The organism is Spirillospora sp. CA-128828, assembly GCF_050945415.1.
GTDB lineage: Bacteria > Actinomycetota > Actinomycetes > Streptosporangiales > Streptosporangiaceae > Spirillospora.
In genome coordinates this window covers 5270974-5296823 of record NZ_CP191986.1, presented here as the reverse complement: position 1 = coordinate 5296823, position 25850 = coordinate 5270974, and the positions used below count along the sequence as shown (strand labels likewise).

14 protein-coding genes are annotated in these 25850 nt (G+C 71.2%); 6 read left to right on the top strand and 8 right to left on the bottom strand.

Going from position 1 to position 25850, the window contains the following annotated elements; translation table 11 throughout:
* Positions 1–25: 25 nt before the first annotated feature.
* The 3 genes from ACQPXG_RS25900 to ACQPXG_RS25890 are packed head-to-tail and all read right to left on the bottom strand — an operon-like array spanning position 26 to position 6486.
* On the bottom strand, positions 26–781 hold the full coding sequence (locus ACQPXG_RS25900) for a hypothetical protein (RefSeq protein WP_433461709.1): 756 nt from the start codon (positions 779–781) through the stop codon (positions 26–28).
* Positions 774–4289, bottom strand: coding sequence for a hypothetical protein (locus ACQPXG_RS25895; RefSeq protein ID WP_433461708.1), 3516 nt, complete (start codon positions 4287–4289; stop codon positions 774–776). Before ACQPXG_RS25895 ends, ACQPXG_RS25900 begins: the two co-directional genes overlap by 8 nt.
* A complete protein-coding gene (locus ACQPXG_RS25890) occupies positions 4282–6486 on the bottom strand; it encodes a hypothetical protein (RefSeq protein ID WP_433461707.1) in 2205 nt (734 codons plus the stop codon). Before ACQPXG_RS25890 ends, ACQPXG_RS25895 begins: the two co-directional genes overlap by 8 nt.
* A gap of 230 nt (positions 6487–6716) precedes the next feature.
* Here ACQPXG_RS25890 and ACQPXG_RS25885 point away from each other — a divergent pair, with 230 nt between their 5' ends.
* Positions 6717–7904 (top strand): IS110 family transposase, encoded by a 1188-nt coding sequence (locus tag ACQPXG_RS25885; protein ID WP_433461706.1) that lies wholly within the window; start codon positions 6717–6719, stop codon positions 7902–7904.
* 23 nt (positions 7905–7927) lie between these two features.
* On the opposite strand, the gene ACQPXG_RS25880 is transcribed toward ACQPXG_RS25885, so the two are convergent.
* On the bottom strand, positions 7928–10627 hold the full coding sequence (locus tag ACQPXG_RS25880) for a hypothetical protein (protein ID WP_433461705.1): 2700 nt from the start codon (positions 10625–10627) through the stop codon (positions 7928–7930).
* Between the two features lie 743 nt (positions 10628–11370).
* Here ACQPXG_RS25880 and ACQPXG_RS25875 point away from each other — a divergent pair.
* Complete coding sequence (locus tag ACQPXG_RS25875; RefSeq protein WP_433461704.1) at positions 11371–11880, top strand: PPA1309 family protein; 510 nt, start codon at positions 11371–11373, stop codon at positions 11878–11880.
* Between the two features lie 17 nt (positions 11881–11897).
* On the opposite strand, the gene ACQPXG_RS25870 is transcribed toward ACQPXG_RS25875, so the two are convergent.
* The 4 genes from ACQPXG_RS25870 to ACQPXG_RS25855 all read right to left on the bottom strand — a co-directional run bounded on the left by ACQPXG_RS25870 (position 11898) and on the right by ACQPXG_RS25855 (position 15623).
* Entirely contained in the window at positions 11898–13334 is a 1437-nt protein-coding gene (locus ACQPXG_RS25870) for a hypothetical protein (protein ID WP_433461703.1), read from the bottom strand.
* A 145-nt stretch (positions 13335–13479) separates the two neighbouring features.
* Positions 13480–13821: a hypothetical protein gene (locus tag ACQPXG_RS25865; protein ID WP_433461702.1), complete on the bottom strand. Its 342-nt coding sequence runs from the start codon at positions 13819–13821 to the stop codon at positions 13480–13482.
* A gap of 121 nt (positions 13822–13942) precedes the next feature.
* The gene (locus ACQPXG_RS25860) at positions 13943–14995 is read right to left on the bottom strand and encodes a hypothetical protein (RefSeq protein WP_433461701.1); all 1053 of its coding nucleotides are present in this window, start codon (positions 14993–14995) and stop codon (positions 13943–13945) included.
* On the bottom strand, positions 14889–15623 hold the full coding sequence (locus ACQPXG_RS25855) for a hypothetical protein (RefSeq protein WP_433461700.1): 735 nt from the start codon (positions 15621–15623) through the stop codon (positions 14889–14891). The genes ACQPXG_RS25860 and ACQPXG_RS25855 overlap by 107 nt, the downstream gene beginning before the upstream one ends.
* A gap of 242 nt (positions 15624–15865) precedes the next feature.
* On the opposite strand from ACQPXG_RS25855, the gene ACQPXG_RS25850 reads away from it, so the two are divergent.
* The 4 genes from ACQPXG_RS25850 to ACQPXG_RS25835 are packed head-to-tail and all read left to right on the top strand — an operon-like array spanning position 15866 to position 25705.
* Positions 15866–19657 carry a PglY protein gene (locus tag ACQPXG_RS25850; protein WP_433461699.1) on the top strand — a complete coding sequence of 1264 codons (3792 nt, stop codon included), beginning with the start codon at positions 15866–15868 and terminating at the stop codon, positions 19655–19657.
* The gene (pglZ, locus tag ACQPXG_RS25845) at positions 19654–22335 is read left to right on the top strand and encodes a BREX-2 system phosphatase PglZ (protein WP_433461698.1); all 2682 of its coding nucleotides are present in this window, start codon (positions 19654–19656) and stop codon (positions 22333–22335) included. The genes ACQPXG_RS25850 and pglZ overlap by 4 nt, the downstream gene beginning before the upstream one ends.
* The gene (gene brxD / locus ACQPXG_RS25840) at positions 22332–23636 is read left to right on the top strand and encodes a BREX system ATP-binding protein BrxD (protein ID WP_433461697.1); all 1305 of its coding nucleotides are present in this window, start codon (positions 22332–22334) and stop codon (positions 23634–23636) included. The genes pglZ and brxD overlap by 4 nt, the downstream gene beginning before the upstream one ends.
* Complete coding sequence (locus tag ACQPXG_RS25835) at positions 23633–25705, top strand: DEAD/DEAH box helicase (protein WP_433461696.1); 2073 nt, start codon at positions 23633–23635, stop codon at positions 25703–25705. The genes brxD and ACQPXG_RS25835 overlap by 4 nt, the downstream gene beginning before the upstream one ends.
* Positions 25706–25850: the final 145 nt, after the last annotated feature.

The following is a 25850-nucleotide window of genomic DNA, read 5'->3' as shown; positions in this document are numbered from 1 at the left end:
TCCAGGACGGCCTACGAAGTGCTCATCAGCCGCCAACCTCTACGCCATAGCCGAACCAGTACCCGCACGGTTTCCATTCAGGGCCCGGGATGGAGGTATCCCCATCCGAGATGGGAGGGAAGTACTCGATATCCACCCGTGGTTGGAGCCACACCCCGGGCCGTCCGGAGGCGATCAGTGCGCCGGCGTTGACGTTGACCCGCCAGGTGAAGGTCCCGTCCCAAGGCTCGAGCCCAAAGGGACCCTTAACAGTTTGGTCGACGCTGAACCAGCCGGCCGACTCCGCGTCTGGTGCTCCGATGTCGAAGAGTAAGCGCTCACCGGCACTTGGACCGTGGAACGAGAACGAGATCTCGCTGCCACCGTAGGAGAGGTCGAGGTAGGTATCCGGAGATGAGGACAGCCTCCATCCCGGTGGGAGTGGCCGGGAGAAGCGACCCTGTTCGCTGACGGCCGGTGCGAGACCAGGTGATCGCACGCGTCCCCGTAGGTGGTGGCGCTCGTACCCGCCCTCGGCCGGCATGGTGATCTGCACGCCGGCTTGGACGTACGCGTCCGCAGGCACCGTGAACTGGTCGGTCTCGACCCGGAACCACGAAGCCGGGGTCCCCTCGTCCGGCAGGACGTCGAATGTCACGGTGACGGCGTCCGTGCCCGTGTTGTGGATGACGAAGGCGATCGTGCCGCGCAGCATCCCCGACCCGTCGTCGGCGACGTTCACATCGATCGGCGGGGTCTGGATCAGTCCGCCGGTGTACACCGAGATCTCCAGCTCACCCATTGTCGTCCCCTTCCGGCAGCCATCCGCCTGGGATCGGGATGTGGTCGATCAACACCGTGCGTTCGGTCAGCTCCGGCGGCTGCGCACCGAGGCCCTCCTCCGGGGCCGCGAGATCGCCGAGCGGAGTCAGGTCTTCGACCTCCCGCACCCGCAGCCGCAGCGGCCGGCCTCCGGGCGGGAGCGGCAGCTCGATCGGCGTGCCGGACGCGTCACCGGTCCGCGTGAACGTCGGCAGCGGGCGCCACGCGGGCAGGCCGGGGTCGGTGGCGGGGTCGACCGCGATCAGCTCCGGTGCCGGGCCGCCGTCCGGGGCCTCGTCGATGCCGACCTCGACCCGGTTCGGCGGCTGCGGCCCGACGCCGTGCACCCGTACGAGCAGCCGTCCCCCGGCGCGCTCGACGACGATCTCCCGATCGGGCAGCAGCGGCACCCGCTCCGTCGTGACCACCGGCGACAGTTCCAGCGCCGGCAGGCTGTACGGCTGGTAGCGGGCCACGGCCAGCCGTACGAAGGGCCGGTACGCGCGCATGTCGGCGGGCGGGGTCAGCACCACCTCGGCGCGCCACGCGTCGCCCTCGAGGGTGACCGGGCACGCGATCACCGATGCGGTCAGCTCACCGCCGGGCAGCCGCAGGGAACGAGCCTCGCCGCCGAACCACCCGGCCCCCGGGTACCGGCCGACGCGCGGCGATGCGTAGACGGGGTCTCCGGCCAGCTCGGTGACCAGATGCCCGGCATCTCCGGGGCTCTCGGACGCGACCACGCCCAGGCACTCGCCCGCACCGGTCGCGTACCAGGGGCGGGCCGGCTCGACCACCAACCGGTTGCCGGAGCGGCGGCGTACGATCCGGTCCGGCCCGGTCTCCGCCGACCAACGGAAACCGGGCAGCACCGCAAGCACTTCGAGTTTCGGCGGCCGGGCGGACGACGGCACCACCACGGTGCGCGGCTCGCCCGTGAGCTCGAACGCCCCCGGCGGGTCCTCCGGGGCGAAGTACGGCCGGTAGCGGCTCACCGCCTTCGCGGTATAGGTGACGTCGCGATGCCGGGTGTCACCGAACTGGTGCGCGAAGCGCAGTCGTGGCGCCTGGTCACGGTCCACGTCCCGGTCGTGCACGTGGCCTGCGGTCATCGGCCGTACGGAGTCATCCGACCATTCCTCCCAGGCGGCGGCGACCTCCACTCTGCCCGTGCTGGCGGTGTGCAGCCCGTCCTCGGCGAACTCCGCCGTGACGATGGCCGCCGTGTCGCCCTCGCCACGAGTCGCCTGCAGCTCCCGCCATACCGGGGCGATCCTGGGCCGGCGTACGGCGTGCACGGCGTGCACGGTCACCGGGGGTGAGAGCAACGGGTGCCGCCCCCGGAGCGCGTTCCCGCCGGTGACTCCGCCGGGGGCGGCGCGCGGCCCGAGCCACTCATGGACGGCGAAGTGCGGGAGGAAGCCCGGCGTGATCGTGGAGGAGAGTTCGACGTCGGCGCTCTCCCCGGGGGCCAGGTCGATCCGCAGCCGATCGTCGTTCTCCCAGCTGAGCACGACCGCGGTGCTCTCGGGCACGTGGTCCCCGACCACGACGGTCTTGGTGTCGGTGCCCGGCCAGGGGCGCCAGTCCGCCGCCGAAAACGGCCCGCCGGCGTACGCGGCCACGCCGGCCGCCGCCGGGTCCGGCAGAGAGAGCGCGGGCTCGTCGCCGGGTTCAACCCGCAACGCCTGCGCGGCGAGCCGCCAACTCTCGGCATCGGTCATCGAGTCGAGTACGCCGTGCTGCTCGATCAGCGCGAACGCGACCGCCGGCGGATGCAGCGTGCAGGCGTCCCGGGCGGCGTAGCGGGGTTCGGCGGCGGCGAACTCCTCGGCGGTCATGCCCTGGTCGCTGCGGATCACCAGGCGGTCGACGGCCGCGCCGGGCAGCGGTGCGGAGTCCACGTGCAGGCGGGGCGGCGCCACCGGCTCGGCCCGGCGGTAGGCGATCTCGTCGCTGGCGCAGTCGTCGGTGACGGCGTCCAGATCAGGGCCGCCGCCGGCGATGTCCGCCACGCGTACGCGCAGGCGGTAGCGCCGGCCGAAACGGAGCCGGGGGAGCGCTCCCTCCGGCACGTCGAAGCTCCAGTCCAGGTTGTACGGGGCGGCCATGCGCGGGGCGGCGGCCTGCCAGGTCCGGTCGGGACGGTGGGCGAGTTCGGGGGGCGGCACCGCGAGACTCCAGCCGTCCCACCGCACCACGATCTCGTCCGCGCGTATCACGCCGTCCTCGCCGCGTACGGCGGCCAGGTGCTTGACGTGGCCCTCCTCCCGGCGGCCCCGCCCGGTCCCGATCTCGATACGGTCGCCCGCCGCGTCGAGCACCGAGTAGTCGGCCTCGCGTGCGCACAGCGACCGCCACTGGGGGTCGTCGGCGTCGAACACGTCCACTCGGTAGCCGAGCACCAGCTCGGTGGCGTCCAGTTCGTCCTCGGCGTTGCCGTCGGTGGCGTGGACGCGGTTGTGAGTGCGCAGGGAGGCCCGGCCGAGTCGGTCTTCGAACTCGCGTTGCCGGTCAGGGCGGATCAGCATCAGCCCGGCCGACCGTAGCGCGGGCAGCTGTGCGCCCGGCCTGTTCGGCGCGGAGGGCCCGGCCGGCTCAGTGCCGGTGCCGGAGGCGAGCAGCCGTGCGGCCGCCCGCAGCCCGATCACCCCGCCGTCCACGTCGAAGGTCGCGATCGCCCATGGTGGCGTGTCGCGCGTCTCGTCCACCAGGTCGATCCGCGGTGCGTCCGACAGGTCGATGACCCCCCGCCGTACGCCACTGGCCTGTTCGGGGTCGGCACCCGGCCAGAATCCCTCCGTGCCGAGCTCGTACCACGTCCACGGCGAGGTGAGCACGAGGTCGGTGCCGTGCGCGCGCACCGACAGCCGATCGCCGTCGTCCAGCTCGTCGGCGTCGATCAGCAGCTCGAATATCAGCCCGAGGTCACGCAGCACCTCGGGATGCTCGCGTATCAGCCCGAACGTGCGCCGGAAGTCCATGGCCGAGTCCAGCAGCGGCGAGTCCCGCGGCGGTTCCGGCGGAGGGACGGCGGCCCACGGCCGCAGATACCGCGCCAGATCGGGGGTGCCGTCGGGCTCGGCCAGCACCTCGCTCACCTCGCGGTACGTCAGGCCGATCCGCCGGGCGTCGCCGTACCGAGGCGTCACCAGGGCGCTGTCCGGCTCACGCAGGCCCGCGAACAGCCTGGCCGCGTCGCCCCGGAACACGGCGTCCCAGACGTCCTGGCTGGCCACGGAGTCGTACAGCACCGGGCGGAACAGTGTCGCCTGTACGCCTGCGGAATTCTTGACGTACAGCCGGAAGTCCAGGTCGTCGAGCAGGATCCTCGGCCACGTGTCCAGCCCTTCGGTCGTCAGGGAGTTGCCGTCGAGCCTGGGAACCACGACGACCCGCAGTACGGCGGGCCGGCCGATCTCGTGGCCGGACACGTCGGCCGAGTTGAGCAGGCGGTTCGGGACCGCGATCAGCACCAGGTCACTCATCGCCCCGGCCTCGGTAGAAATGGATTCCGTCTTCGCAGGCGACGGCGAGCACCCTGCCGTCGGCGGTGAACCCCAGGTCGTGGGGAACGCCGGCCACCGGACCCCACCAGAACGCGTCCGTGTCGTCGCGATCCCCGCGCCCGACCGTCTCGCCGTCAAGGTCGAACATGTACAGGTACGGCTGCTCGGTCGCCACGAGCAGGGCGCGTCCCTTCGGATAGAACGCCAGCCGGCTGACCGGGTACGGCAGCCGCCACGCCGTGTGCGCGACACCGGGGGAGAAGACCGAGGTCACCCGCACGTCGTTGCCCGCCGCGGTCGCGAGCAGCCGGCCATCCGGGCTCACCACGACCTGGTCGATCCCCGTGTGATGGGGGATCGTCTCGGTGAGGCCGGTACGGACGTCCACGAGCACCAGCGCGGCGTCGGCGTTGCCGCTGGTGATCACCAGCTTGGCGCTCCCTTCGCCGGGCACGGCGAACGCCAGAGAGGTGATCTTGCCGTCGACGTCGGTCGGCTTCTCGATGATCTGCCCGCCGTCGTGGCGCAGCAGGCGGCAGAGGCTCCGGCTCGCCACCGCGATCACCGCGTCGTCGGGTGGTTCGGCCGGAAGCACCGCGACCCGCTCGAGCGGTTCGTCGAACTGCACGCTCGTCGGGTCCTCCTCGTTGACGTCGTAGAACCGCAACCACGTGTCGCCGCGTACGTCGACAAGCCGCCGGTCGTCGATGAATGCCGCGTCGCGCGGGGCCCGGGTGGCGGCGGAGGGCTGCCGCGGCCAGGACTGCAACGGCGTGCCGAGCAACGTACGGGCCACGAGCCTTGTGTCGGCCAGCCACACCGCGCAGTGGTCCCCGCTCGGGCTCACGGCCAGGCCGAGCACGCGCGCGTCCGGCTCGCTCCTGTACAGGTGCGCGGCGTCGCCGAGCCTGCGGAAGTACTCGAAGCCGCCGCCCCCTTCGCCTGCACCGACCACGCCGATCCAGGTGCGTTCCCGCTCCGGCGCCTGGGAGTCCGGGATCGTGGCGAGCACCATCCGGGACGGGGTGCCGCGCCGCTCCCACTCCTGCCGGTGGGTCCACGCGGCCGCCGCGACGTCGTCGATGTCGTAGCAGGTGACCCGGTTGCCGCCGCACAGGGCGATCCGGGTGCCGGAGGGGCTGAACTCGATCCGGCCGGCCTCGCCGTCATGCCGCCATAGGCAGGCGCCGGTGCCGGCCTCGAGCAGCGTCACCCCCGGGCCGGACGGGGTGGCGTTCACGGCCAGCAGCCCGCCGTCGGGGCTGTATCGGACGCAGCGTGGCCTGCCCGTCGCCGGGTCCAGCCGCAGCGTACGGAAATCCTCCGACGGGGCCAGCCCGGGCAGCGTCCGGACCGTGAGCTCGGAGCCCGAGGCGTACGCCACGAACTTCCCAGCCGGACTGGTGGCGATGCCGTGGTAGCCGACCGAGTCTCCGGCCGGGAGCCGGAACTCGACGTACCCGTCGCCCTCGAACTCCATGATCCAGCCGGAGGTGCCGGGTTCGCCACCCGCTTCGTCCACCCAGAAGTACTCGCCCACCGCGAGGAGGATCTCGCCGGCGGCCCACTCCAGCTGCTGGCACTCGCCGCGGAGGAGCCGCGTCTGCTTCGAAGGTCGCGGCTCGCCAGTAGCGCAGTCGACGATCGAGGGTGGCGAGCCGTACGCGAGCAATGAGGGCGAGCCGTCCGGCCCTAGGCACCACGGCTGGCTCAGCAACAGCGATACGGACCGCGTCCACCCTGCAGGATCGCCCGGCTCCATCGCGTAGGCGAGGAACCCGTCATCGGTCCACGCCAACAGGAACGGATCTTCGACCTCGCCGAAGGCGAGGTCCCTCGCGCCTTGGTACTGCCGCTGCCAGAACCGTTCACCGGTGTGCACGTTGAGCCCCACCAGCCGCTGGAACGGCTCGGTGTCGTGCGGAACCTGCATCCGTTCGGCGTACGCGCAGACCCCGTGCGCGGCCTGGACCGTGATCGCGGTGAGGGTGCCGCGGGGCAGGCCGCCCGGATCCTCTCCCCACGCGGGCTGAGCCTGCCCGCCGGACACCGACAGCTTCAGCGGGGGATCCGTGGTGCCGGTACGGGCGGCCAGCAGATGATCGCCGTCCGTCCAGAACAGCCGGTCCGGGGCGAACGGCAGGTCGAACTCGGCGACTGGCGGGACGCCGCTCACGGCTCCCTACCTTTCAGCTCATGGGTGGCCCGGACCGTCGTAGGGTTCTGGCGCCCAGGGGTGCCGGGTGTGGCTTTCACGGCTCTGCCGCCGATATGGCTCCGGAGGACTGGCCGCCCGGCACCCCCTGACGGCACGGCTGCTGATTGGGAGCTGCGAACTGATCGCCGTGTAGGGACATGCCAGCGTGGCCGTCTGCGGGATAGGTGACGTCGTCGTATGGGAGCGTGATGGGCCAGATCTGGGCTGGTGTCGATGCAGGGAAGATCCACCATCACTGCGTGGTCATCGACGGCGACGGCAAGCGGTTGCTGTCGAGGCCCGTCGCCAACGACGAACCCGAGCTGCTGAAGCTGATGAGCGACGTCCTGGATCTGGGTGAGGCGACCTGGGCGGTGGACCTGGCCGACGGCGGAGCGGGCCTGCTGATCGCGATCCTGGCCGCCCACGACCAGCCGCTGCTCTACATCTCCGGCCGCAAGGTCAACCGGGCTGCCGACGGCTACCGGGGCGAAGGCAAAACCGACGCGCGCGACGCCGCCGTCATCGCCGACCAGGCCCGCATCCGCCGGGACCTGCTTCCACTGCGCGGCGCCGACGAGATCAGCGTGGAGCTGAAGCTGCTCACCGCCCGCCGCACCGACCTGGTCCACGACCGAACCCGCGCCATCAACCGGCTGCGCGCCGCACTGACCAGCATCTTCCCAGCCCTGGAGCGGGCTTTGGACGTTACCAATGCGGGGCCGCTGATCCTGCTGACCGGCTACCAGACCCCCGCCGGGCTGCGCCGCCTCGGCCGCACCCGGCTGGAGGCGTGGTTGAAGGCCCGCCGGGTCCGCGGCGCGGCCCAGCTCGCTCAGGCCGCTGCCGACGCGGCCGGCCGCCAGCACACCACGCTGCCCGGCGAGACCCTGACCGCCCAGCTCATCGAGGCTCTCGCCAGGGAGGTGATGACCCTCAACGAGCACATCAAGGACGTCGAGCAGCTCATCGAGGACCGGTTTCGCCGACACGAGAAAGCCGAAGTGATCACCAGCCTGCCCGGCATCGGAGTCATCCTCGGTGCCGAGTTCCTGGCCGCCACCGGCGGCGACATGGACGTCTTCGGAAGCCCCGACCGCTTGGCCGGCTTTGCCGGCCTGGCTCCCGCCGCACGTGACTCCGGACGCATCCACGGCAACCTGCACCGCCCGCAGCGCTACCACCGCGGACTCCAGCGGGTCTTCTACACCTCCGCGCTGATCAGCATCCAGCGACATCCAGAATCGCGCGCCTTCTACGACCGGAAGAGGCGCGAGGGCAAACGGCACACCCAAGCCGTCCTCGCCCTGGCCAGACGCCGTGTCAACGTCCTGTGGGCCCTCCTGCGCGACAACCGCACCTTCCAGGCCACCCCACCCACGCTCAAGGCGGCATGAGCCCAGATCGTCAGTTGACAACGTCATTGGGAGTCCTCCTTCGAAGGCGCGGGCGCGAAGCGGCTGCGGTACCGCCGCCAGTTCTCCAGCCCCGGATCGTGGTCGCCGTCGGCGGTGAAGGCCGCGAAGGCCGTGGGCCGGGTCAGTGCCGGCGCGTCCCCGCCGACCAGGCGCCATTCGCCGCTGTCCAGCTCCACACGCTCGGACCAGAACAGGACCTCGATCTCGAGGACCACGGTGGCGCGGCCCACCAAGTCGTTCGTCGCCGACCGGTATGTCAGCTCCAGCCTCAGCTCCACCGAGACCGAGACCAGCCCCAGTACGTCCAGGGTGCCGCCGATCCGCAGGTAGCCGCTGACCTCCAGCTCGCCGGAGTCCCAGACGAACCGCACCCCGCCGAGTATGTGGGCCTCGCCGCGTGCGACGTAGAACTCGACGGCCACCAGCGCCCCGAACTCCAGCGCTGCCTCCAGCCGCCGCAGCCCGTCCTGGTTGGCGGCGAGCTCCAGGTAGCCGCCACCGCCGAACGCCATCACAGTCAGCACGAACGGGTTCGTCCGGCTGGCGAAACCGAGCACGACCTCGGGTGGTGCGCCGGTGAAGGACACCTCGACACCGGCCCTGAACAGCATGTTGCGCATCACGAAGACGCCGCATGTCACGGCGTGCAGCGGCAGCGCGTAGTCGACCGCGACCCCGCTGGTGGACGGTGTGATCTTCGGCCCGGCGTCGCCGATCGCGACGTTGTCGCCCAGCTCCTCGAGCAGCTTCAGGCTGCCCAGCAGCTTCGCCCCGAGGCCCTCGACGGTGAGCCCGTCGGGAGGCGCGCCCTGGCCCGGCGGCTCGGGCCCGGTCCGCCGGACGTACGTCACCTTCGCGAACGACAGCTCGAGCAGCGGGTTGGACGTGGGCAGCCGCAGCCCGAAGTCATGCAGTGTGCAGGTCACGCTCGTGCCGGTGTCGGACGCGACCACGTTCAGCTCGAGGCGGGTGGTGTCCTTGGCGACGAATCCCGGGAGGTTCTTCCGGAACGTGACGGCGCCCGGCTGTGACCAGCTCATCGTGACGACGGGGCCGCGGCCTGGCCGCATCTCCGAGGTGATCATCGGAGGCACGTCGATCTGTTCGATGATCTCGTGCAGCGGGTAGCCGAGCAGGCCGGCCCCGTCGTCGAACAGGTCGGCCGCGGTGGACACCAGGGCGCCTGCGTCGGCCTTGACGGGGCCGTAGTTCCGGGAGATCGCGTTGAACCGGTACGCCAGCGCCGCCAGCCCGCCGGAACGCTCCGCCCGCCCCGCGAAGTCGATCGGTATCGCCTCGCCTGCGGCGAGCTCGAGCATCGCGTACGCCGACTCGCCCTGCTCGGCGAAGGCGTCGGTGTACCGGAACGGATGGTAGGCGTCGGCCTGGTCCAGCAGCCGTCCCAGCGCCGGCAGCGTCATCTCCAGCTCCTCGAGGACGGCCCCCGGTTCGGCATGGCCTAGCCGGCCGCCGAGCGTGAAGCCGCGGACGAGATGGACGTCCGCCGGTGCGGCCTTGGGCGCCCGGACGAGGTCGAGCGGGGTGGGCGGAATCGCGACCGTGACCCGGCCGTAGAACCTCCCGAGTTCCTCGGCGAGCCGCGAGGTCGCCGCGGTGTCCAGCGACCGGTCCGCGACGAACACGAGCGGGACCTCCAGCCGGACGGGGCCGTTCGGCGCGTGGCACACCACCGGGAACAGGAGGGGCTGCCCGGCCGAGGCCATGGGCCGGAAGTACGTGTCCCTGCGTTGGCCGTCCCCGGCATCGAAGCTCTGCCAGTCGGGGTGCTCGAGCTCGGTGAAGACGGTTCGGGAGATCTCCACCTCGTCGAATGGGAACCGGCGGCGGATGGCCGGGTCCTGAGACCGGCCGCGTACCGGCTCGACGACTGTGAGCTGGTACGCGTGGCGAAGCACCGCGACCTGCTCGGCCGCATCGAAGGCGCGCACCACCGACTTCTCGTAGATGGCCCGGTGCCCGAACGGGTAGAGGTAGCCGCGGGCGAGGAAGCGGACGGACATGTCCCGGCCGAGTACGGCGCTGTGGTCCCATTCCGCCTCCGGCCAGCGTCCGGAGGCCACGAGGGAGCCCCCGAGCGCGCTCAGCTCTAACAGGCGTGACCGCGCCGGGGCCTTGCCCGTCAGCTCGGCAAGGGACTGCCGGGCGAACCGGTCGAGCGCCGGCACGAAGTCCGGAGGGTCGCCGATGCCTGCCGCCCTCTTGTCCACCACCACGAGCTCCACCCCCGAGCCGGGCTCGGAAGCGTGCAACCGGGTACGCCACAGCGGGTTGGTCTCATCCGGGATCGTGCCGACAGGGTGGCCGGCCCGCAGCGGGTGTCCGCCCTGGGCCTGGGGGCGTACTTTCAGCCGCCACGGCAGCTCAACCACGCTACCGGCGTCGACGGCGAGCTCGCCGGCGGCCCGGACCAGGCCTTCCACGGTGAGTTCGACCCTGTTCCCGGCCGGCACGACGAACCGCAGCGCGCTCGACCCGGACAGCCGGGCCCGCCGCCGCCCGGCGGCCCCGGCGGTCTCGGCGATCGTCTCCTCGGCCAAGTGCTGTGGCGGAAACCAGAGCGTAAGAACCCCGCCGCCCGGGTCGGCCACCAGCGCCGCCCCTCCGCCGGTGACGGTCATGCCGGACCACTCCACCCCCAGCAGCAGGTGGTCCGCCGGTCGCGCCACCAACGCCCTGATCATCGCCCCGTCCCCGTCACATCACCCTCATCCCACAAGGTGACTCCGAGCGCGGCCGCCACCGCCGAGAAGTCACAGGCGTAACCGGTGGTGTTATCGCCCGCGTGGTGCAGGCCGATGATCTGTGGTCCGCGTTGACCACCACTGAGCGTGCGTTGCTGATCGCGACGGGCTGGCCGGTACCGGCGAGGCCGCCATGGGTTTCGTGGCGGCCGACCTGGTGGCCGCCGAGCACGGGATCGTGCCGGGTGGCGCCCGGGATCACGGGTGTGGTCTCCAATGGGCCACCTCCTGGAGGAGCTTGCCACTCAGCCGCACGGACGGCTGCATCGCAGGCGACATACTGCGCGTGGACGAAAACCCAACTCGTAAGGCCAGACTCCGGAGTGGCGATCCTGGAGTCAAGACGCGCAAAGCGCGTCATGGCGTTAAGGCCACACATGGCCTCACGTCGGGCGCCCAAGGTACGGGGACTACATCCTCGGCGGCGGCCCGGAATCACTCGGCGCACTGGCCCCCGGCGCCGCCATGGAGATCCCTGACGACCCCGCACCATGGACTACGTGGCTCGCCGCCTGGGGCCGGGAAGATCACCAACTGCCGGCTCGCAGCAGGCGAGGGTGATGATCGAGCGGGCGGTGGCGGCCGGGCTGCCGTTTGCGCGGGATCTCGTTGCCGAGTCATCTCCTTATCTCATCTGATTGCGGCGGTACCTTTCTCCTCCTGATGCGCCGACAATGGGCGGTATGGCCGCGATCGAGGAGCGGGAGAAGCTGACGTCCGCGGTGCTGACCGTGGAGCGGCATCTCGCCGAAGAAGGCTGGGGAAGCCTGCCGCGCCTGTTCGCCTTGGCGGATCGGGACATGCTCGTCGCGACGGAACCGCAACTGGCGGAAGCCGAGATCGCCCCGCCGGGCACGTTGGTGCCGGTGGCCCAGTCGCTGGACGATCTGGCCGAGTCGCCGGACGAGCTGGACATCGATGAGGCCCTTGCCCGGATCAGGTGGCCCGACGACGTCGTCGGGTGCGTGCTGGCCAGACGGATCCTCGTCCTGCCGGGGGCCGCCAGAGCAAGCGTGGAGCAGGACGTGACCGCCGCGGCCCGGCACCCGGAGAGCCGGATCGCACGGTTGACCGTCGGAGTCCTGCGAGACGGCACATACTCCTCGTGCCTGCGGCTGCGGATGACAGGCGAACTCCTGGAGGACACCGAAGCGGCCGACCAACTGGTGGCCGCGCTTCTCAGCACGTTCTGACGTCCACTCCCAAGACGCTAGACATCCAGTTTCGGCCGATCCACCCGGACATCGACATCGTCGGTCCTCGTGTTGTCCTTACCGAGCAAGACCCCGGTTCCGCCGGTGACCTTCACGGACCGTCCCGGCATGGCGTCCAGATACCGCACCCCGCCGCCGCCTCCGCCGTAGGCGCTGTGCAGACGGTCCTCGACAGAACGCCGGACGGCGTCGTTGTGCGGATGCCTGAAGAGAACGGCCACGTCGCGCGCCAGTTTCGGATCGTCGCGCAACGCGCTTTCGAGAGGGACGGCCGGGTGCTCGACGCGATAGCGGAACGTGTTGCGCTGGAAGCCGCCGTCACCGACGACCACGCCGGAGGACCCGTGCACATGGACGCCGCCCGCGCCGGTGTGCGCCGCCGAGATCCGGACGCTGCCAGGACCCGGACCGTCGAGATAGCGGATCGAGTCCGCCGACACCTGGTCTGCTCCCGACAGCAGGCGTCGGAACCTGCGGTTCGCCTCGGCATCATCGGGACGTTCACTGAGGACCGCGAGGGCCCGCAGCCGCCGTGGATCGGCGTTCAAGACGTCCTGGAGCGAGGCGCGTGGAGGTCCGACCTCGTAGCGGTGGACGTTCACCTGCTGGTTGCCGTCCCCGACGACCACGCCGGTGCCCTGGACGTCCACCCGCTCGACATCCTTGGTCAGCCGCACCCGCGTGACGCTCACGTCCGGGGCGAAGGAGGCGCTGTCCGTCGCATCGGGCGTCCCCGCGCTCAGCTCTCCCGGTTCCGTCTCCGGTTCCGTCTCCGGTTCAGCGGAGTCCTGCTCCCACTGGCGTTCCAGGTCGCGTGCGCGCCTGCACGCGGACGCCAACTCATCACCGAGGCCGGTCGCCGTGTCGAGCTGCTCGCGCAGTTCCTCGCGCAACCTGTCCAAGGCCGCGTCCCCGTGGTGGGTTCGGTCTCGCCAACGGCCGCCGCCCCAGCCGGACCGCGCCGACTCTGAAGAGCGCCTGCGCGCGCGCATCGTGTTCTTGAGATCCCGTGAAGCCCGGTCAAGGCGTTGCTGGACTTCCCCCACCGACCCGTCGAGCTTGTTGAGAACTTTGAGCCTGTCCTGCACCTCTTCGGCGTTGCGAGCGCTCTCCAGTTCCTTCACCGCGCGGTCGAACTGCTCGCGCAGGCCCTCCAGCTCCGCCGCCCACTCCGTGGTATCGGTCTTGACCCGTGCCTTGAACTCTTCCGGCAGCCGGGCCTCGCGCGCAAAATCCTCGCCCGGCTTGTCGAGACCTTTGTCCCAGAGCTCCTCACTCTCCACGGCCGCGATCCGGTCGGCCGCAGGACTCTCCTCTTCGAGCCGGGGCTTGTCGGGCCCGATCAGCTCTACCGCTTTCGGCGCATCCGATGGGTCCTCATGAGACGGGACCACCTCCGGATCGGAGGTCTCGTCGACATCTTCAAGAGGCACAATCTCGCCGTACTGGGACATCGTCGGCGTCTCGGTCTGCTCAGGATCGTCCAGCGTCGGTGGCGGAAGGGTGAGGTCCGGCGGCGGTAGGTTCGGCGTAACTTCCGGCTCTTGCCACTCCCAGAAGGCCGTATCTGACATCGGCCTACTCCGGCGTGGGCGTCGCTTCGGAGGCCGGCCGCCCGTCGTGAGGCGGGTGGCTCACTTGATGCGCGTGGTCTCCCACAATGATGTTGTGGGAGTCGGTGATGGTCACCGCGTACTTGCCGAGCGGCCCGGTGCTGTCCGCGAGCGCGTCCTCCTCTTCCGGCTCTTCCGGGACGGGCGCGTCCAGGGCGGCCTGTGCCTGCTCGTCTCCGCCGAGGCGACGCCGGAGGAGCCCGCGCAGAGTCTCGTAGGCGTCGCGGGCCGCCGTGTTCATGACCTCGTTCATGCCCGCCGCGGCGCCGGCGACCACGGCCGCCGCGATCACGGTCACCGGATCCATGACCATTCCCCCAAGATCGGAGGTAACAGGTATTTCAGGCTAAAACGCGGCGCGAGGGCCGTGCGGTTTCGCCCTGAAATGTGTCCCACCGGTAAGCCCGCGGCAGGCCGTCCTCATCCGGTCAGTCCGCACCGGCCGGGGGGACGGTGTGGTTCAGGCTGTCCACCAGATCGGGTGGCAGGTCGGTCAGACGGGTCGACGCCCGGATGGCGATGAGCCGTTCGAGGGCGTCCACGTGGGAAACGGTCAGCGCGGCGCGGGCGGCCGCGAGCCGTTCGAGGTCGTTCCCGGATTCGGTGGCGAAGGCACGCCAGTCGGTGGCATTGCGCGGCACCTCGAACAACTCGGCGACCGTGACCATGATGAGCAGGAAGACACCGACGTTCGCCTCCAGAACCGTCGGGGCCGGCATCGCCCCGGAAGTCTGGGAACCGGCCGTCCAGCCGGCGAAGAGCGAGTCCAGCGGCAGGGCGGACAACCTGTCGGCCGTCTCGATCTTCTGCCGGGTGCTCATCAGCCACCGGCTCGTGACCCCTTCGCTGCGGACGCGGCGGATCGCCGCCTCGATCACCTCGGCGGTCTCCTCCTTGACCAGCCGGGCGGCCAGGTCGGTCACCGGAATCGGGCCGTCGTTCCGGTTGCACAACTCGACGCAGTGCCGCGCGGCCCTGACCAGGTCCCTGGGCAGCCCGCCCGCGATCACATGGCAGAGGAGGGCGGCCCACTCATTGAAAAGGGACGCCCTGCGGCGCAGAAGCGTCCATGAGTCGCCCGCGGTGAGCGGGCGGACCCGCATGACGGTGTCGAACGAGGAGTCGAATGCGTCGCGTACGGGCACACCCCGCAGCGCGAAGCTGTCCAGAGCGTCCTCACTCACCGATACGACGAAGTGGGTCTCGGTGATGTGGAAAAGGTCCTTCAGGCCGTTGACGGCCTCGATCGCCTTCTCCGCTGACGCGATCTTGTCGAGCTCGTCGATCGCGATCAACACGGGTGGGACCTCGGGGGCGCTTCGCAGCCGCAGCAGAAAGTCGCGGAGATCGGCCACGCGTTCGGGATGGCTGCGATCACGCTGGTCGAGTCCCAGCTGATCCTCGGTGTCCATGGTGAACGCCTGGAAGATCTTGAAGGAGTTCTTGTTCCTCGTCTGCAGCGTCGTCTTCCAGCGAAGCATTTCCAGATGTCTCTCCGCAAGATCGATTCCGTTCGCGATCCTGCGAATCCGTAGAGCCCTTTGACTCTTCGTGGTCGATCTGACCGCTGATGGCCGCCCGTGTGGTTTCCAGGGTGTGGACTCGGACCGTTTCGGTAAGTTCCGCACGGAGTACCTGCAGCATATCGTCCATTGACCTGGCGCCTTCACGAACGAACCACAGCCGGTAGCCGACGAACGTGGCCGTACCGGCCGCCAACAAGCCGGCGAGAACCAGTAACACGGCCGCCCCGGCGCTCTGTTTCAGGCCGAAGACCGCGAGCGAGAGGTAATGGACCGGCCAGGTCCAGCGAAAGAGCGCGTGTGCGCCGACCAAGGCACCGGTACAGGAGACGAGTACGGCGAGAATCCGGACCCAGCCCCGACGACCCCGGAAGGCGCGCATCTGATCAATGAAATCCTCCCGTTGGCTGACCCTGTTCTGGTAAGCGTCGTGCGTCCGCTGAGCAGCAGATTGGATCTGCGCCTCGGACTTGCGGACCTCCTGCCGCAGCCAGCCGCGTTCAACGGGAGGACTCTCGGCCGGATACGCCGCGAAGACCGTCTCGATCGCTTCATCGATCTGCTCGTCGCTGATGGTGACGTTCAAAGGGCCTCTGGGGGTCATTCGCACTCCGGGGCCGATGCTGGGCGACCATTACAACAGGTGATCAGGCGTGACCTCCTCGGCTCCGGCGGCCTTGGACCGCAATCGGCCATGGCCGCCCGCCGCGACCGCCGGCAAGGGGCCGACCGGCGGTCGTCACCGCACCTGAAAGGGACGGAGAGGACTATCTTTGAGGCGCGTCTCAAGGGTCGGGGACGCGCCGGGGAGCCGAGGGGAGTCGTGGGGTGGCGGAGCTTTACCTGCGGGACGTGCTGGACATTCCCGAAGAGGTCCTCGCCGGGGACTACAAGGTCGAGCTGACCGGCGGGTTCGACGAGGCCGAGCAGCGGATCGAGGAGTACGTCGTCACGCCGAGCCTGGAGCGGGCGTTCCGGGAGTCGCTGAATCTGGTGAAGGCGTCGGTGCTCGGTGAGAAGTCGAACGCGGCGTATCTCCACGGGTCGTTCGGGTCCGGTAAGAGCCACTTCATGACCGTCCTGCACGCCGTCCTGGAGAACCAGCCGGCGGCGCGGCGCAAGAACGAACTGCAGGGCGTCATCGCCGACCATGACGCGTGGCTGCGCGGGCAGCGGTTCATGATGGTCCCCTTCCACCTGGTCGGCGTCACCGACCTCGACTCGGCGATCCTCGGCGGGTACGCGGCGGAGGCGCGGAAGCAGGGGATGTCGAGCCCGCCCGTCTACCGGTCGGACGCGATGCTGGCCGACGCGCGCAGGCAGCGGGAGTTCCTCAAGGGCGACGCCAAGTTCGCCGAATGGCTGAACGACGAGAACGCGCCCGTCCAGGAACCCGATGACGATCTGCCCAACCTGGACTCGGCGTCCGGGTGGAGCAGCGCCGATCTCGACCGGGCGCTCGGCGCGCCCGCCGGGGATCCCCTGCGGACGGCGCTGGAGTCCGCGCTGCTCGACGGCCCCTTCTCGTCCTACGCGTACGGGGCGCGGGGCGCGGCGAACGCCTACCTGCCGCTGGAGAACGGGCTCGCGGCGATGAGCCGGCACGCGCAGCAGCACGGTTACAGCGGGCTGATCCTTTTCCTGGACGAGCTGATCCTCTGGCTCCAGGCCCACATGTCCAACCAGGAGAAGGTGAACAACGAGGTCGGCAAGCTCGTCAAGCTGATCGAGTCCGGCGAGGCCGACCGGCCGGTGCCGATCATCTCCTTCATCTCCCGGCAGCGGAACCTGTCGCAGCTCGTCGGCGAGGACGTCGTCGGCGCGGACGTGAAGAACCTGGAGGCGCAGGTCGAGTACCTCGCCGCGCGGTTCAAGGTCGTCCAGCTGGAGGACACCAACCTCCCCGAGATCATCAAGCGCCGCATCCTGCGCCCCAAGGACGCCATGAAGCCGGCGCTGGACGAGGCGTTCGCGAAGATCGAGTCGTCCAACCCGGCGGTGAAGGACGCGCTGCTGGACGCGCACGGCGCCACCCAGGCGAACTGGAGCGACTTCCGCGCCGTGTATCCGCTGTCACCGGCGCTGCTGAACGTGCTCGTCGCGCTGTCCGGGGCGCTGCAGCGGGAACGAACGGGCCTGAAGCTGCTCAACATGATGCTGTCGCGGCGACGCGACGACATGCGGCTCGGGCAGCTGATCCCGCTCGGCGACCTGTGGGACGTGCTGGGCCACGACGTCGGAGAGGCGTTCACCGACCATCTGAAGACCGAGGCCGACAACGCCCGGACGTTCCACACCAAGGTCCGGGCCCATCTGCGGGACAAGTACGGGTCGGAGGACGACGACCGGTTCCGCGCCGACGACCGGATCGTCAAGACGCTGATCCTGTCCGCGCTCGCCCCGCAGGTGACCGCGCTGAGCAGGCTCACAGGGGCGCGGCTCGCCGCGCTGAACCTGGGGTCGATCAGGTCGCGGGCCGTGTCGCCCGGCAGCGTCGTCGGCAACCGGCTGCGCGAGCTGATCGCCGCCGGGTTCGGGGAGATCCGCGCGGACGGCGACCGCGACCCCGTGTTCACCCTGCACCTGTCCGACCTGGACGTGGAGCCGCTGCTGGAGCAGGTCGGGCAGCAGGACAACCTCGGCGCCCGCCGCATCTGGGTGAAGAACAGGCTGTGGGAGCTGCTGAAGGTCCGCGACACGGGCGCGTTCGTGTCCGAGCGGGAGATCGTGTGGCGGGGGAGCAGGCGCACCGTCGAGTTCGTGTTCGAGAACGTCCGCGACCGCGCCGCGCTGCCGGACGAGCAGTTCCGGCCGTCGGTGGAGGGACGCATCCGGTTCGTCCTGGACTACCCGTTCGACGTGCACGACAAGTACCCGAGCGACGACGCCGCGCGGGTCGACGGGATGCGACGCGACGGATTCGAGGCCGACGCACTCGTGTGGCTGCCCGACCACCTGTCCACGCAGAAGTCGAACCAGCTCGGCCGGCTGCTGAAGATCCGCTACCTGCTGGAACGGGACCGGCTGGACGACTACGCCACCCATCTGGCGTCCGACCAGCGCATCCGCGTCCGGCACCAGCTCCAGGCGCAGGCCGACAACCTCGACTCGCAGCTCACCGCGCTGCTGCAGCAGCTCTACGGGATCTCCGGAGGGGACGAGGGGAACGTGTCGGCCGAGGTGCGGGACGGGCAGCACGTCCTGCCGCTGCGGCCCGGCCTCGACCGGCCCCGGCTGCTCGGCGGCGCCGGGTTCGAGCACAACATGCTCGCCCTGTCCGACGATCTCTACAGCCGGATCTACCCCAAGCATCCCGACCTGGACCTGACCAGAACGCGCAAGGCCGTGACGAACGGCGAGCTGAGGCCCGTCCTGGCGTGGATCACCAAGGCGATGGAGGACCGCTCGGGCCGGACCGTCGTTGACCGCGACAAACTCGGCCTGCTCAAGCGCATCGTGCACCCGCTGGAACTCGGTGAGGTCCACGACGGGCCGCTGAACGTCTCCACCGAGTGGCGGCGGCGGATCGAGCAGCTCGCCGAACGGCACGGCAAGGCCGGCGGCGACTACCCGGTCGAGGAGATCCGCCAGTGGATCGCCGAGTACGGCTGGACGGGCCTGGACAAACCCGTCTCCAGCCTGATCATCGCCGTGTACGCGCTGCTCGCCGACCGGGACTGGGTGCTGAACGGCGGCAAGCCCGAGCAGTTCCCCGGACTGGAGGCCATCGGCGGCGGGTGGGCGCTGCGCGACCAGCCGAAACCGTCCGAGGAGCAGTACGCGGCGGCCCGCGACCGCGCCGCCAGGCTGTTCGGCATCGCGGTGCCGGAGATCCTTTCCAGCCGGAACCTGCGGAGGCTCGCCGACGAGGTGCGAGGCCGGGCGGCGGAGCTGGAGGGGCCGGTCAACGACGTCCGGCGCGCCCTGGAGGTGCACGCGGCCGCGCTCGGCATCGACGACCCCGGCTGCCCGCGCCGCCGCTCCGCCCGCGACGCCGCCGACCTGCTCGCGCGGCTCGCGTCGGTCCGGCAGCAGAACACCCCGCTCGTGCAGGCCCTCGCGGACGCGTCCTACGAGGCCGGCGACGAGGTGCTCGGGTCGGCGCTCGTCTCCGCCCCCGCCGTGCTGCGAGCCCTGGACGGCGTCCAGTGGACGATGCTCGACGGCGTCCGCGGGCTCGCCGGACGCGGCGACGCCCTCGGCGACCAGGCCGCCCGGCTCATCGGCGACATCGCCGACGCGGCCGGGTCGCACGAGTTCGTCACCGCCCTGCCGCCGGTGCTGGACGGTGCGGGCGAACGCGCCGTCGCGCTGCTGACCGAGGCGAGCCGGCAGACCCCCGCGCCGCCGCCGGAGGATCCCGCACCGGCCGGGCCCGGCCAGGTGAGCCTGACCGACCATGGCTCGCCCGCCGTCCCGGCCACGCCCGTGGTCCCCGCCCCGCCGGCCGTCCCGCCCGCGGCACCCGGCCCGCGAAGGGGACGCAAGCGTGCCGAACCCGGCGAGCTGGAGCGGACGCTGACCGAGGCCGTCACCGAGATCCGGGCGTTCGCGCAGGCCAATCCGGGCGCCGCCATCGACATCGCCTGGCAGCGCGCTGACGCGGACGACGCCAGGTGAGCGCCCCGCCCGTCATCGACCGGCGCGTCCTGGAGGCGCTGCTCGACATCGAGCTGCCCCGCCGCGGCGAGGCCGGGCTGGTGCTCGTGCACGGCCGCTACCGGGACGGCGCTCCGGCCGAGTTCAGCGTCCGGTTCGGGGAGCGGAACCGGCGGGTCCGGGTCAGCGACCAGACGTCCGTCCTCGGGGTGATCGACGCGTGGGAGGAGCACATCGCGGACGCGTCCGACGCGATCCTCGTCGTCACCACCGGCGTCGACGACCACCAGCTCGGCGCCGACCTGCGCGGGCACGCGCTCGGCCGCCGCTCGCTCAGCGTCGACCGGGCGGAGATCGTCAAGCAGCGGTTCGGCGCCGCCGACCTCGACCCCCGCATCAGGCAGGAGCCGTGGCTGGTGGACGCCCTGCTGGACGCCGAACCGTCCGACGGGTGGCGGCTCCACCCGGCCGGAGCGGCGTGGCGGCGCGGCGGCGGCACCGTGCTCACCCGGGACGCCGCCGTGCACGCGCTCGTCGAGGCCCGGCTCGACCTCTCCGGAGTCTCCGGATACCGCGACCTGGACGCCGACGCCCTGCTCGCCTGGTCCCGTGCGCCGGGTGCGGCCGCCCGGTTCGCCGGGCTGGCCGCCGACGAGCGGGACGGCCTCGCGGCGTGGCTGCGGCTCAACGTCGGCGACGCGGCCGGGGTGCTCCTCGGGCTGGTCGAGTCGGGCCGGGGCGAGGACGCGATGGCACTCGGCGTGGTCGCCGCCGTCCTCACCGCCCCGGACCGGGCACCCGAGGCGGCGCTCGCCGTCGGCGGACTGTTCGCCGGCGTTTCGAGCGACCGGGACGAACTGGCCGCGTTCGCGTCGGCCGTGCAGGGGACGCTCGCACGCTGGATCGGCGAGGTCACGTCGGAGCGGCGCGGTCACCAGGCCGCCCGCGACCGCGTCATGGCCGTTCTGGACAGGGCGGACGAGCTGGCCACGTCCGCCGGGCTCGGCAGCGCGCTCGCCGGCGACCCGTTCCTGCCGTCCGGCCTGGACGCCCGGCTGCGGTCCTTCGCGGCCGCGCTCGCCGCATCGCCGCGCGCCGCCGACGAGGCCCTCGACGCCGTCACCGACCACCGCCTCGCCGATCTGTTCGCCGACCGGTGCGAGGTCGCCGCGATGGCCGCTCGGGTGCGCCGCTGGCTCGACTCCGGCACCGTGCCCGTGGACTCCGTCGCCGCGGGGGTCGCGCGGCACGTGGCCGAGTGGGGGTGGGCGGACCGGGCGCTCACCGTGCTGTGGGGCGGTGACCCCGGGCACGACCCCGTCCTCGGTCAGGCGTACCGGACGCTGTTCGAGCGTGCGCAGGCGCAGCGGGCCGTGCTGGACGAGGCGTTCGCCGGCCGTCTGCAGGGCGGTGCGGACGGCGCCCTGCTCGTGGAGTCGGTCCTCGACCGGATCGTCCGGCCGCTGGCCGGCGAGACCGCGCCGCTCGTGATCGTCCTGGACGGGATGAGCGGCTCCGTCGCCGCCCAGCTCGGCGAGGAACTGTCGCGCGGCGGACGGTGGCTGGAGATCACCGCCACGCCCGGCGCGCGGCGTGCGGCCGTCGCGATGATCCCGTCCGTCACGCGGGTGAGCCGCGCGTCGCTGCTGTGCGGGGCCCCGGCCGCGGGCGGGCAGGACACCGAGAGCACCGGGTTCGCCGCCTTCTGGAAACGGCACCGCCGGGAGGCCGCCCTGTTCCACAAGTCGGGTATTCCGGGTGGGCCGGGGCAGCGGCTCGCGCAGCCGCTCCTCGACGCGCTCGCCAAAGAAGGGGTCGTCGGGGTCGTCCTCAACACGATCGACGACGCGCTCGACCACGACCGGGAAGGCGACCGGACCGGGTGGCGCCTCGCCGACATCACGTTCCTCACCGACCTGCTCAACACGGCCCGCGACTACAAACGGCCGGTGGTCCTGGTGTCCGACCACGGACACGTCCTGGAGCGGGGCGGACCGGACGCGCTACGCGCCGTCGAAGGCGCCGGGGCCGCGCGCTGGCACACCGGGAACCCGTCCGACGGGGAGATAGAGCTGACCGGGCCACGCGTGCGTGAGGGCGGCGGCCGGGTCGTCGCCCCATGGCGGGAGGACATCCGGTACACGCCCCGCAAGGCCGGCTACCACGGTGGCGCGAGCCTCGCCGAGATGACCGTCCCGGTGCTGACCGTCGTCCCGTCAGCGGATCTCGTTCCCAAGGGCTGGACGATCCTGCCGCCCGAGGACACCGTCCCGCCATGGTGGACGGCCCGGCCCGCCCCCGCGCCGCCGCCCGCCCCGGCCAAGGCACGCAAACAGCCGAAACAAGACGAGACGCTTTTCACGGTCGACGAGCCCGCCGAGAAGCTCGGCATCCAGGTCACCGGCTCGACCGTTTACACCGACCAGCGCAGGTACCTGCGCAAGGCGCCCGACGCGCGGCAGGTCGCCGCCGTCATCGACGCCCTCGCCGACGCGGGCGGGCACCTGTCGACGGCGGCCGTCGGTGCCGCCGCGGCCGCCGCCGGAGGACGCGCCCCCCGCGACGCCGACCTGTTCATCAACGCCCTGCAACGCCTCCTCAACGTCGAGGGCTACCCCGTGCTCGGGCTGATCGACTCCGGCGGAACCGTCAAACTCGAAGTCGAATTGCTGCGCGAACAGTTCGGGGTGGAGGAATGACGCAGGTCAGCGCCGTCCGGCGCCGGGAGGTCATCGACGCGCTGCGGCGCGGCACCGTCCCGCGCGCCGGGCTCGACCTGTTCGCCGTCGGCCTCGACCGGTTCGCGGGCGCGCTGGACGACCAGATCGCCGCCGTCGGGAAGGGCGGCTCGGCGTTCCACGCGATCCGCGGCGAGTACGGGGCCGGCAAGACGTTCTTCGCCCGCTGGCTGGGGGAGCGCGCCAAACGCGCGGGGCTCGCCGCCGCCGAGATCCAGATCTCCGAGACCGAGACGCCGCTGCACCGCCTCGAAACCGTGTACCGGCGGCTCACCGAACGGCTCACCACCGCCACCCACCCCGCCGGGGCGCTGCGTCCCATCGTCGACCTGTGGTTCTACACCCTCGAAGAAGAGGTGCTCGACGCGGGCGAGGCCGCCGAAGACGACGCGCCCGGCCTGGCCCGCGCGGTCGACGAGCTGATGGAGCGCCGGCTCGCGTCCGTGGCGCGGACCACGCCCGCGTTCGCCGCCGCGCTGCGCGGCTACCGCAAGGCCCGCGAGGACGGCGACACCGCCACCGCCGAAGCGCTCATCGCCTGGCTCGGCGGGCAGCGGTCGGTGTCCGCGGCGGCACGGCGGGCCGCCGGCGTCCGCGGCGACCTCGACCACTTCGGCGCGCTGGGCTTCCTGCAGGGACTTCTCACGGTGCTGCGCGACTGCGGGCACCCGGGGCTCCTCGTCGTCCTCGACGAGACCGAGACGCTGCAGCGAGTGCGCGGCGACGTCCGCGAGAAGGGACTGAACGCGCTGCGGCAACTGCTCGACGAGATCGACGGCGGACGTTTCCCCGGCCTGTTCCTCGTCATCACCGGCACGCCGGCGTTCTTCGACGGGCGGCAGGGCGTCCAGCGGCTCGCCCCGCTCGCGCAGCGGCTCGCGACGGACTTCACCACCGACCCGCGGTTCGACTCGCCGCGTGCCGTCCAGCTCCGGCTGACGGGCTTCGACCTGCCGAAACTCGGCGAACTAGGGCGCAACGTCCGGGACCTGTACGCGGCCGGGGCCTCCGCACGCGTCCCGGAGAAGGTCGACGACCCCTATATCGCCGACCTCGCCGCGGCCGTCACCGGCGGACTCGGCGGAAAGGTCGGCGTCGCCCCCCGCGTCTTCCTCCGCAAACTCGTCGCCGACGTTCTCGACCGCGTGGACGAATTCCCCGACTTCGACCCGCGCCGCGACTACGCGCTCACCGTCTCGTCCAATGAGCTGACCGAGGCCGAACGCAACGCGGCCGGCGACGTTCACCTGGACCTTCCGTGAACCTTTCGCCGGTCCTGGTGCACCACATCGTCAACACGCTCGGCTGGCGTTCCCTGCGCCCCCTTCAGGAGGAGGCCGTCCAGCCGTTGCTGGACGGCACCGACGCCGTTCTGCTCGCCCCCACCGCGGGCGGCAAGACCGAGGCTGCGGCCTTTCCGCTGCTGTCGGCGATGGACGCCCACGGATGGACGGGCCTGTCCGTTCTCTACGTCTGCCCGCTCAAGGCGCTGCTCAACAATCTGCTGCCGCGGCTGGAGACCTACACCGGCTGGATCGGCCGCCGCGCCGCGCTCTGGCACGGCGACGTCGGTGCCGCGGCCCGGCAGCGCATCCTCAGCGACCCCCCGGACGTTCTCCTCACCACACCCGAATCGCTGGAGGCGATGCTTCTCAGCGCCAAGGTCGACCATTCGCGCTTCTTCGCCGACGTCCGCGCGATCGTGGTGGACGAGGTGCACGCGTTCGCGGGCGACGACCGGGGGTGGCACCTGCTGGCCGTCCTGGAACGCCTGACCCGGCTGGCGCGCCGCCCCATCCAGCGGGTCGGCCTTTCCGCCACGGTCGGCAACCCGGAGGAGCTGCTGCGCTGGCTGCAAGGCTCCGGCGACCGCCCCGCGCGCGTCATCGCCCCCCCGGCCTCATCGGCCGCGGAGATCTCGACGGAACTCGACTACGTGGGCTCGGTCGCGAACGCGGCCACCGTCATCGCCGCTCTCCACCAAGGCGAGAAAAGGCTCGTCTTCTGTGACTCCCGGCAACTCGTCGAAGAACTCGGCGCCGCGCTCCGCGCCCGCGGTGTCACCACGTTCCTGTCCCACGCGTCCCTTTCCCTGGACGAACGCCGTCGCGCGGAAGAGGCGTTCGCCGAGGCACGCGACTGCGTCATCGTCTCGACCAGCACCCTGGAACTCGGCATCGACGTCGGCGACCTGGACCGCGTCATCCAGATCAACTGCCCGCCGACCGTCGCCGCCTTCCTGCAGCGCATCGGCCGCACCGGCAGACGCGCCGGAACGTCCCGCAACTGCCTTTTCCTCACCCTCAACGAGGACGCCCTGCTCTCGGCCGCCGCCCTCACCCTGCTGTGGAGCCGCGGATATGTCGAACCGGTGCAGCCGCCCCCGGAACCACGCCATATCGTCGCGCAGCAGATCCTCGCCCTCTGCCTCCAAGAGCACAAAATCGGAAACCGCCTGTGGGTCGAGAACTGGAACGGGCTGCCGCCTTTCGACCGCAGTGCCGAGCCCATCGTCCGCCATCTCGTCGACCACGGCTTCGTCGAACAGGACGGCGAATTCCTGTTCATCGGCCCGGCGGCCGAGGCGAAGTTCGGCCGCCGCCACTTCATGGGCATGACGGCCGTCTTCACCGCACCGCCCGAGTTCACCGTCCTGTCGGGTCGCCAGGAGATCGGCCGGACCGACCCGATGCTCCTCACCGAACGAGTCGACGGTCCCCGCATCCTCCTGCTGGCCGGGCACAGCTGGCAGGTCACCTGGATCGACTGGAAACGCCGCCGCTGCTACGTCGAACCATCCGACCGTCCTGGCAAGGCCCGCTGGAACGGGACCGCCTTCAGCGGCTCCGGCTTCGCCCTCACCCGGGCCTGCCGCGAGGTCCTTCTCGGCGCCGACCCCCCCGTCGCGCTCACCGAACGCGCCGTCCGCTACCTCTCCAGGACCCGCGACGCCAACACCGCGACCGTGCACCCCGGCGGTGCCGTCATCACCCGCACTGGCGACGATGTCCGCTGGTGGACGTGGGCAGGGTTCCGCGCCAACGCCGTTCTCACCGCCACCCTCGCCGGACTCACCGACCAGAAACAGCGCTTCGAGAACGAATGGGTCCGGCTGCGCCCCGACCTCACCCCCGCCATGTGGAAGGCGGGCACCGCCGACGCGGCCGAGCGCCTCTGCCTCCCCGACATCGACGAACGCGCCCTGCGCGGCCTGAAGTTCAACGAGGCCCTTCCCGCCCGGCTCGCCACCGCCACGCTCGCCGCCCGCCTCGCCGACGTGGACGGCGCCCTGACCGCGCTCACCGAACCCACCCGCTTCGTCTCCGCCTGAACCGCCCAAAGCACGCCGGCGCCTGGAACGATTTGTTGGGGCCGGCGCACGGCGCGTTGGTCCTAGGGCCCTGGTTCCGGCATTCTCGTCCGAAATAACGTTCCCGGCATGTCGGCGAACGGATTCGTTCAATGCGAATCCGGAA

What these genes read in the sequence shown, in the direction of transcription:
- ACQPXG_RS25900 (WP_433461709.1), bottom strand. Translation starts at nt 781, where the DNA reads ATGGGTGAGCTGGAGATCTCGGTGTACACCGGCGGACTGATCCAGACC.
- ACQPXG_RS25895 (WP_433461708.1), bottom strand. Translation starts at nt 4,289, where the DNA reads ATGAGTGACCTGGTGCTGATCGCGGTCCCGAACCGCCTGCTCAACTCG.
- ACQPXG_RS25885 (WP_433461706.1), top strand. Translation starts at nt 6,717, where the DNA reads ATGGGCCAGATCTGGGCTGGTGTCGATGCAGGGAAGATCCACCATCAC.
- ACQPXG_RS25880 (WP_433461705.1), bottom strand. Translation starts at nt 10,627, where the DNA reads ATGATCAGGGCGTTGGTGGCGCGACCGGCGGACCACCTGCTGCTGGGG.
- ACQPXG_RS25875 (WP_433461704.1), top strand. Translation starts at nt 11,371, where the DNA reads ATGGCCGCGATCGAGGAGCGGGAGAAGCTGACGTCCGCGGTGCTGACC.
- ACQPXG_RS25865 (WP_433461702.1), bottom strand. Translation starts at nt 13,821, where the DNA reads ATGGATCCGGTGACCGTGATCGCGGCGGCCGTGGTCGCCGGCGCCGCG.
- ACQPXG_RS25860 (WP_433461701.1), bottom strand. Translation starts at nt 14,995, where the DNA reads ATGCTTCGCTGGAAGACGACGCTGCAGACGAGGAACAAGAACTCCTTC.
- brxD (WP_433461697.1), top strand. Translation starts at nt 22,332, where the DNA reads ATGACGCAGGTCAGCGCCGTCCGGCGCCGGGAGGTCATCGACGCGCTG.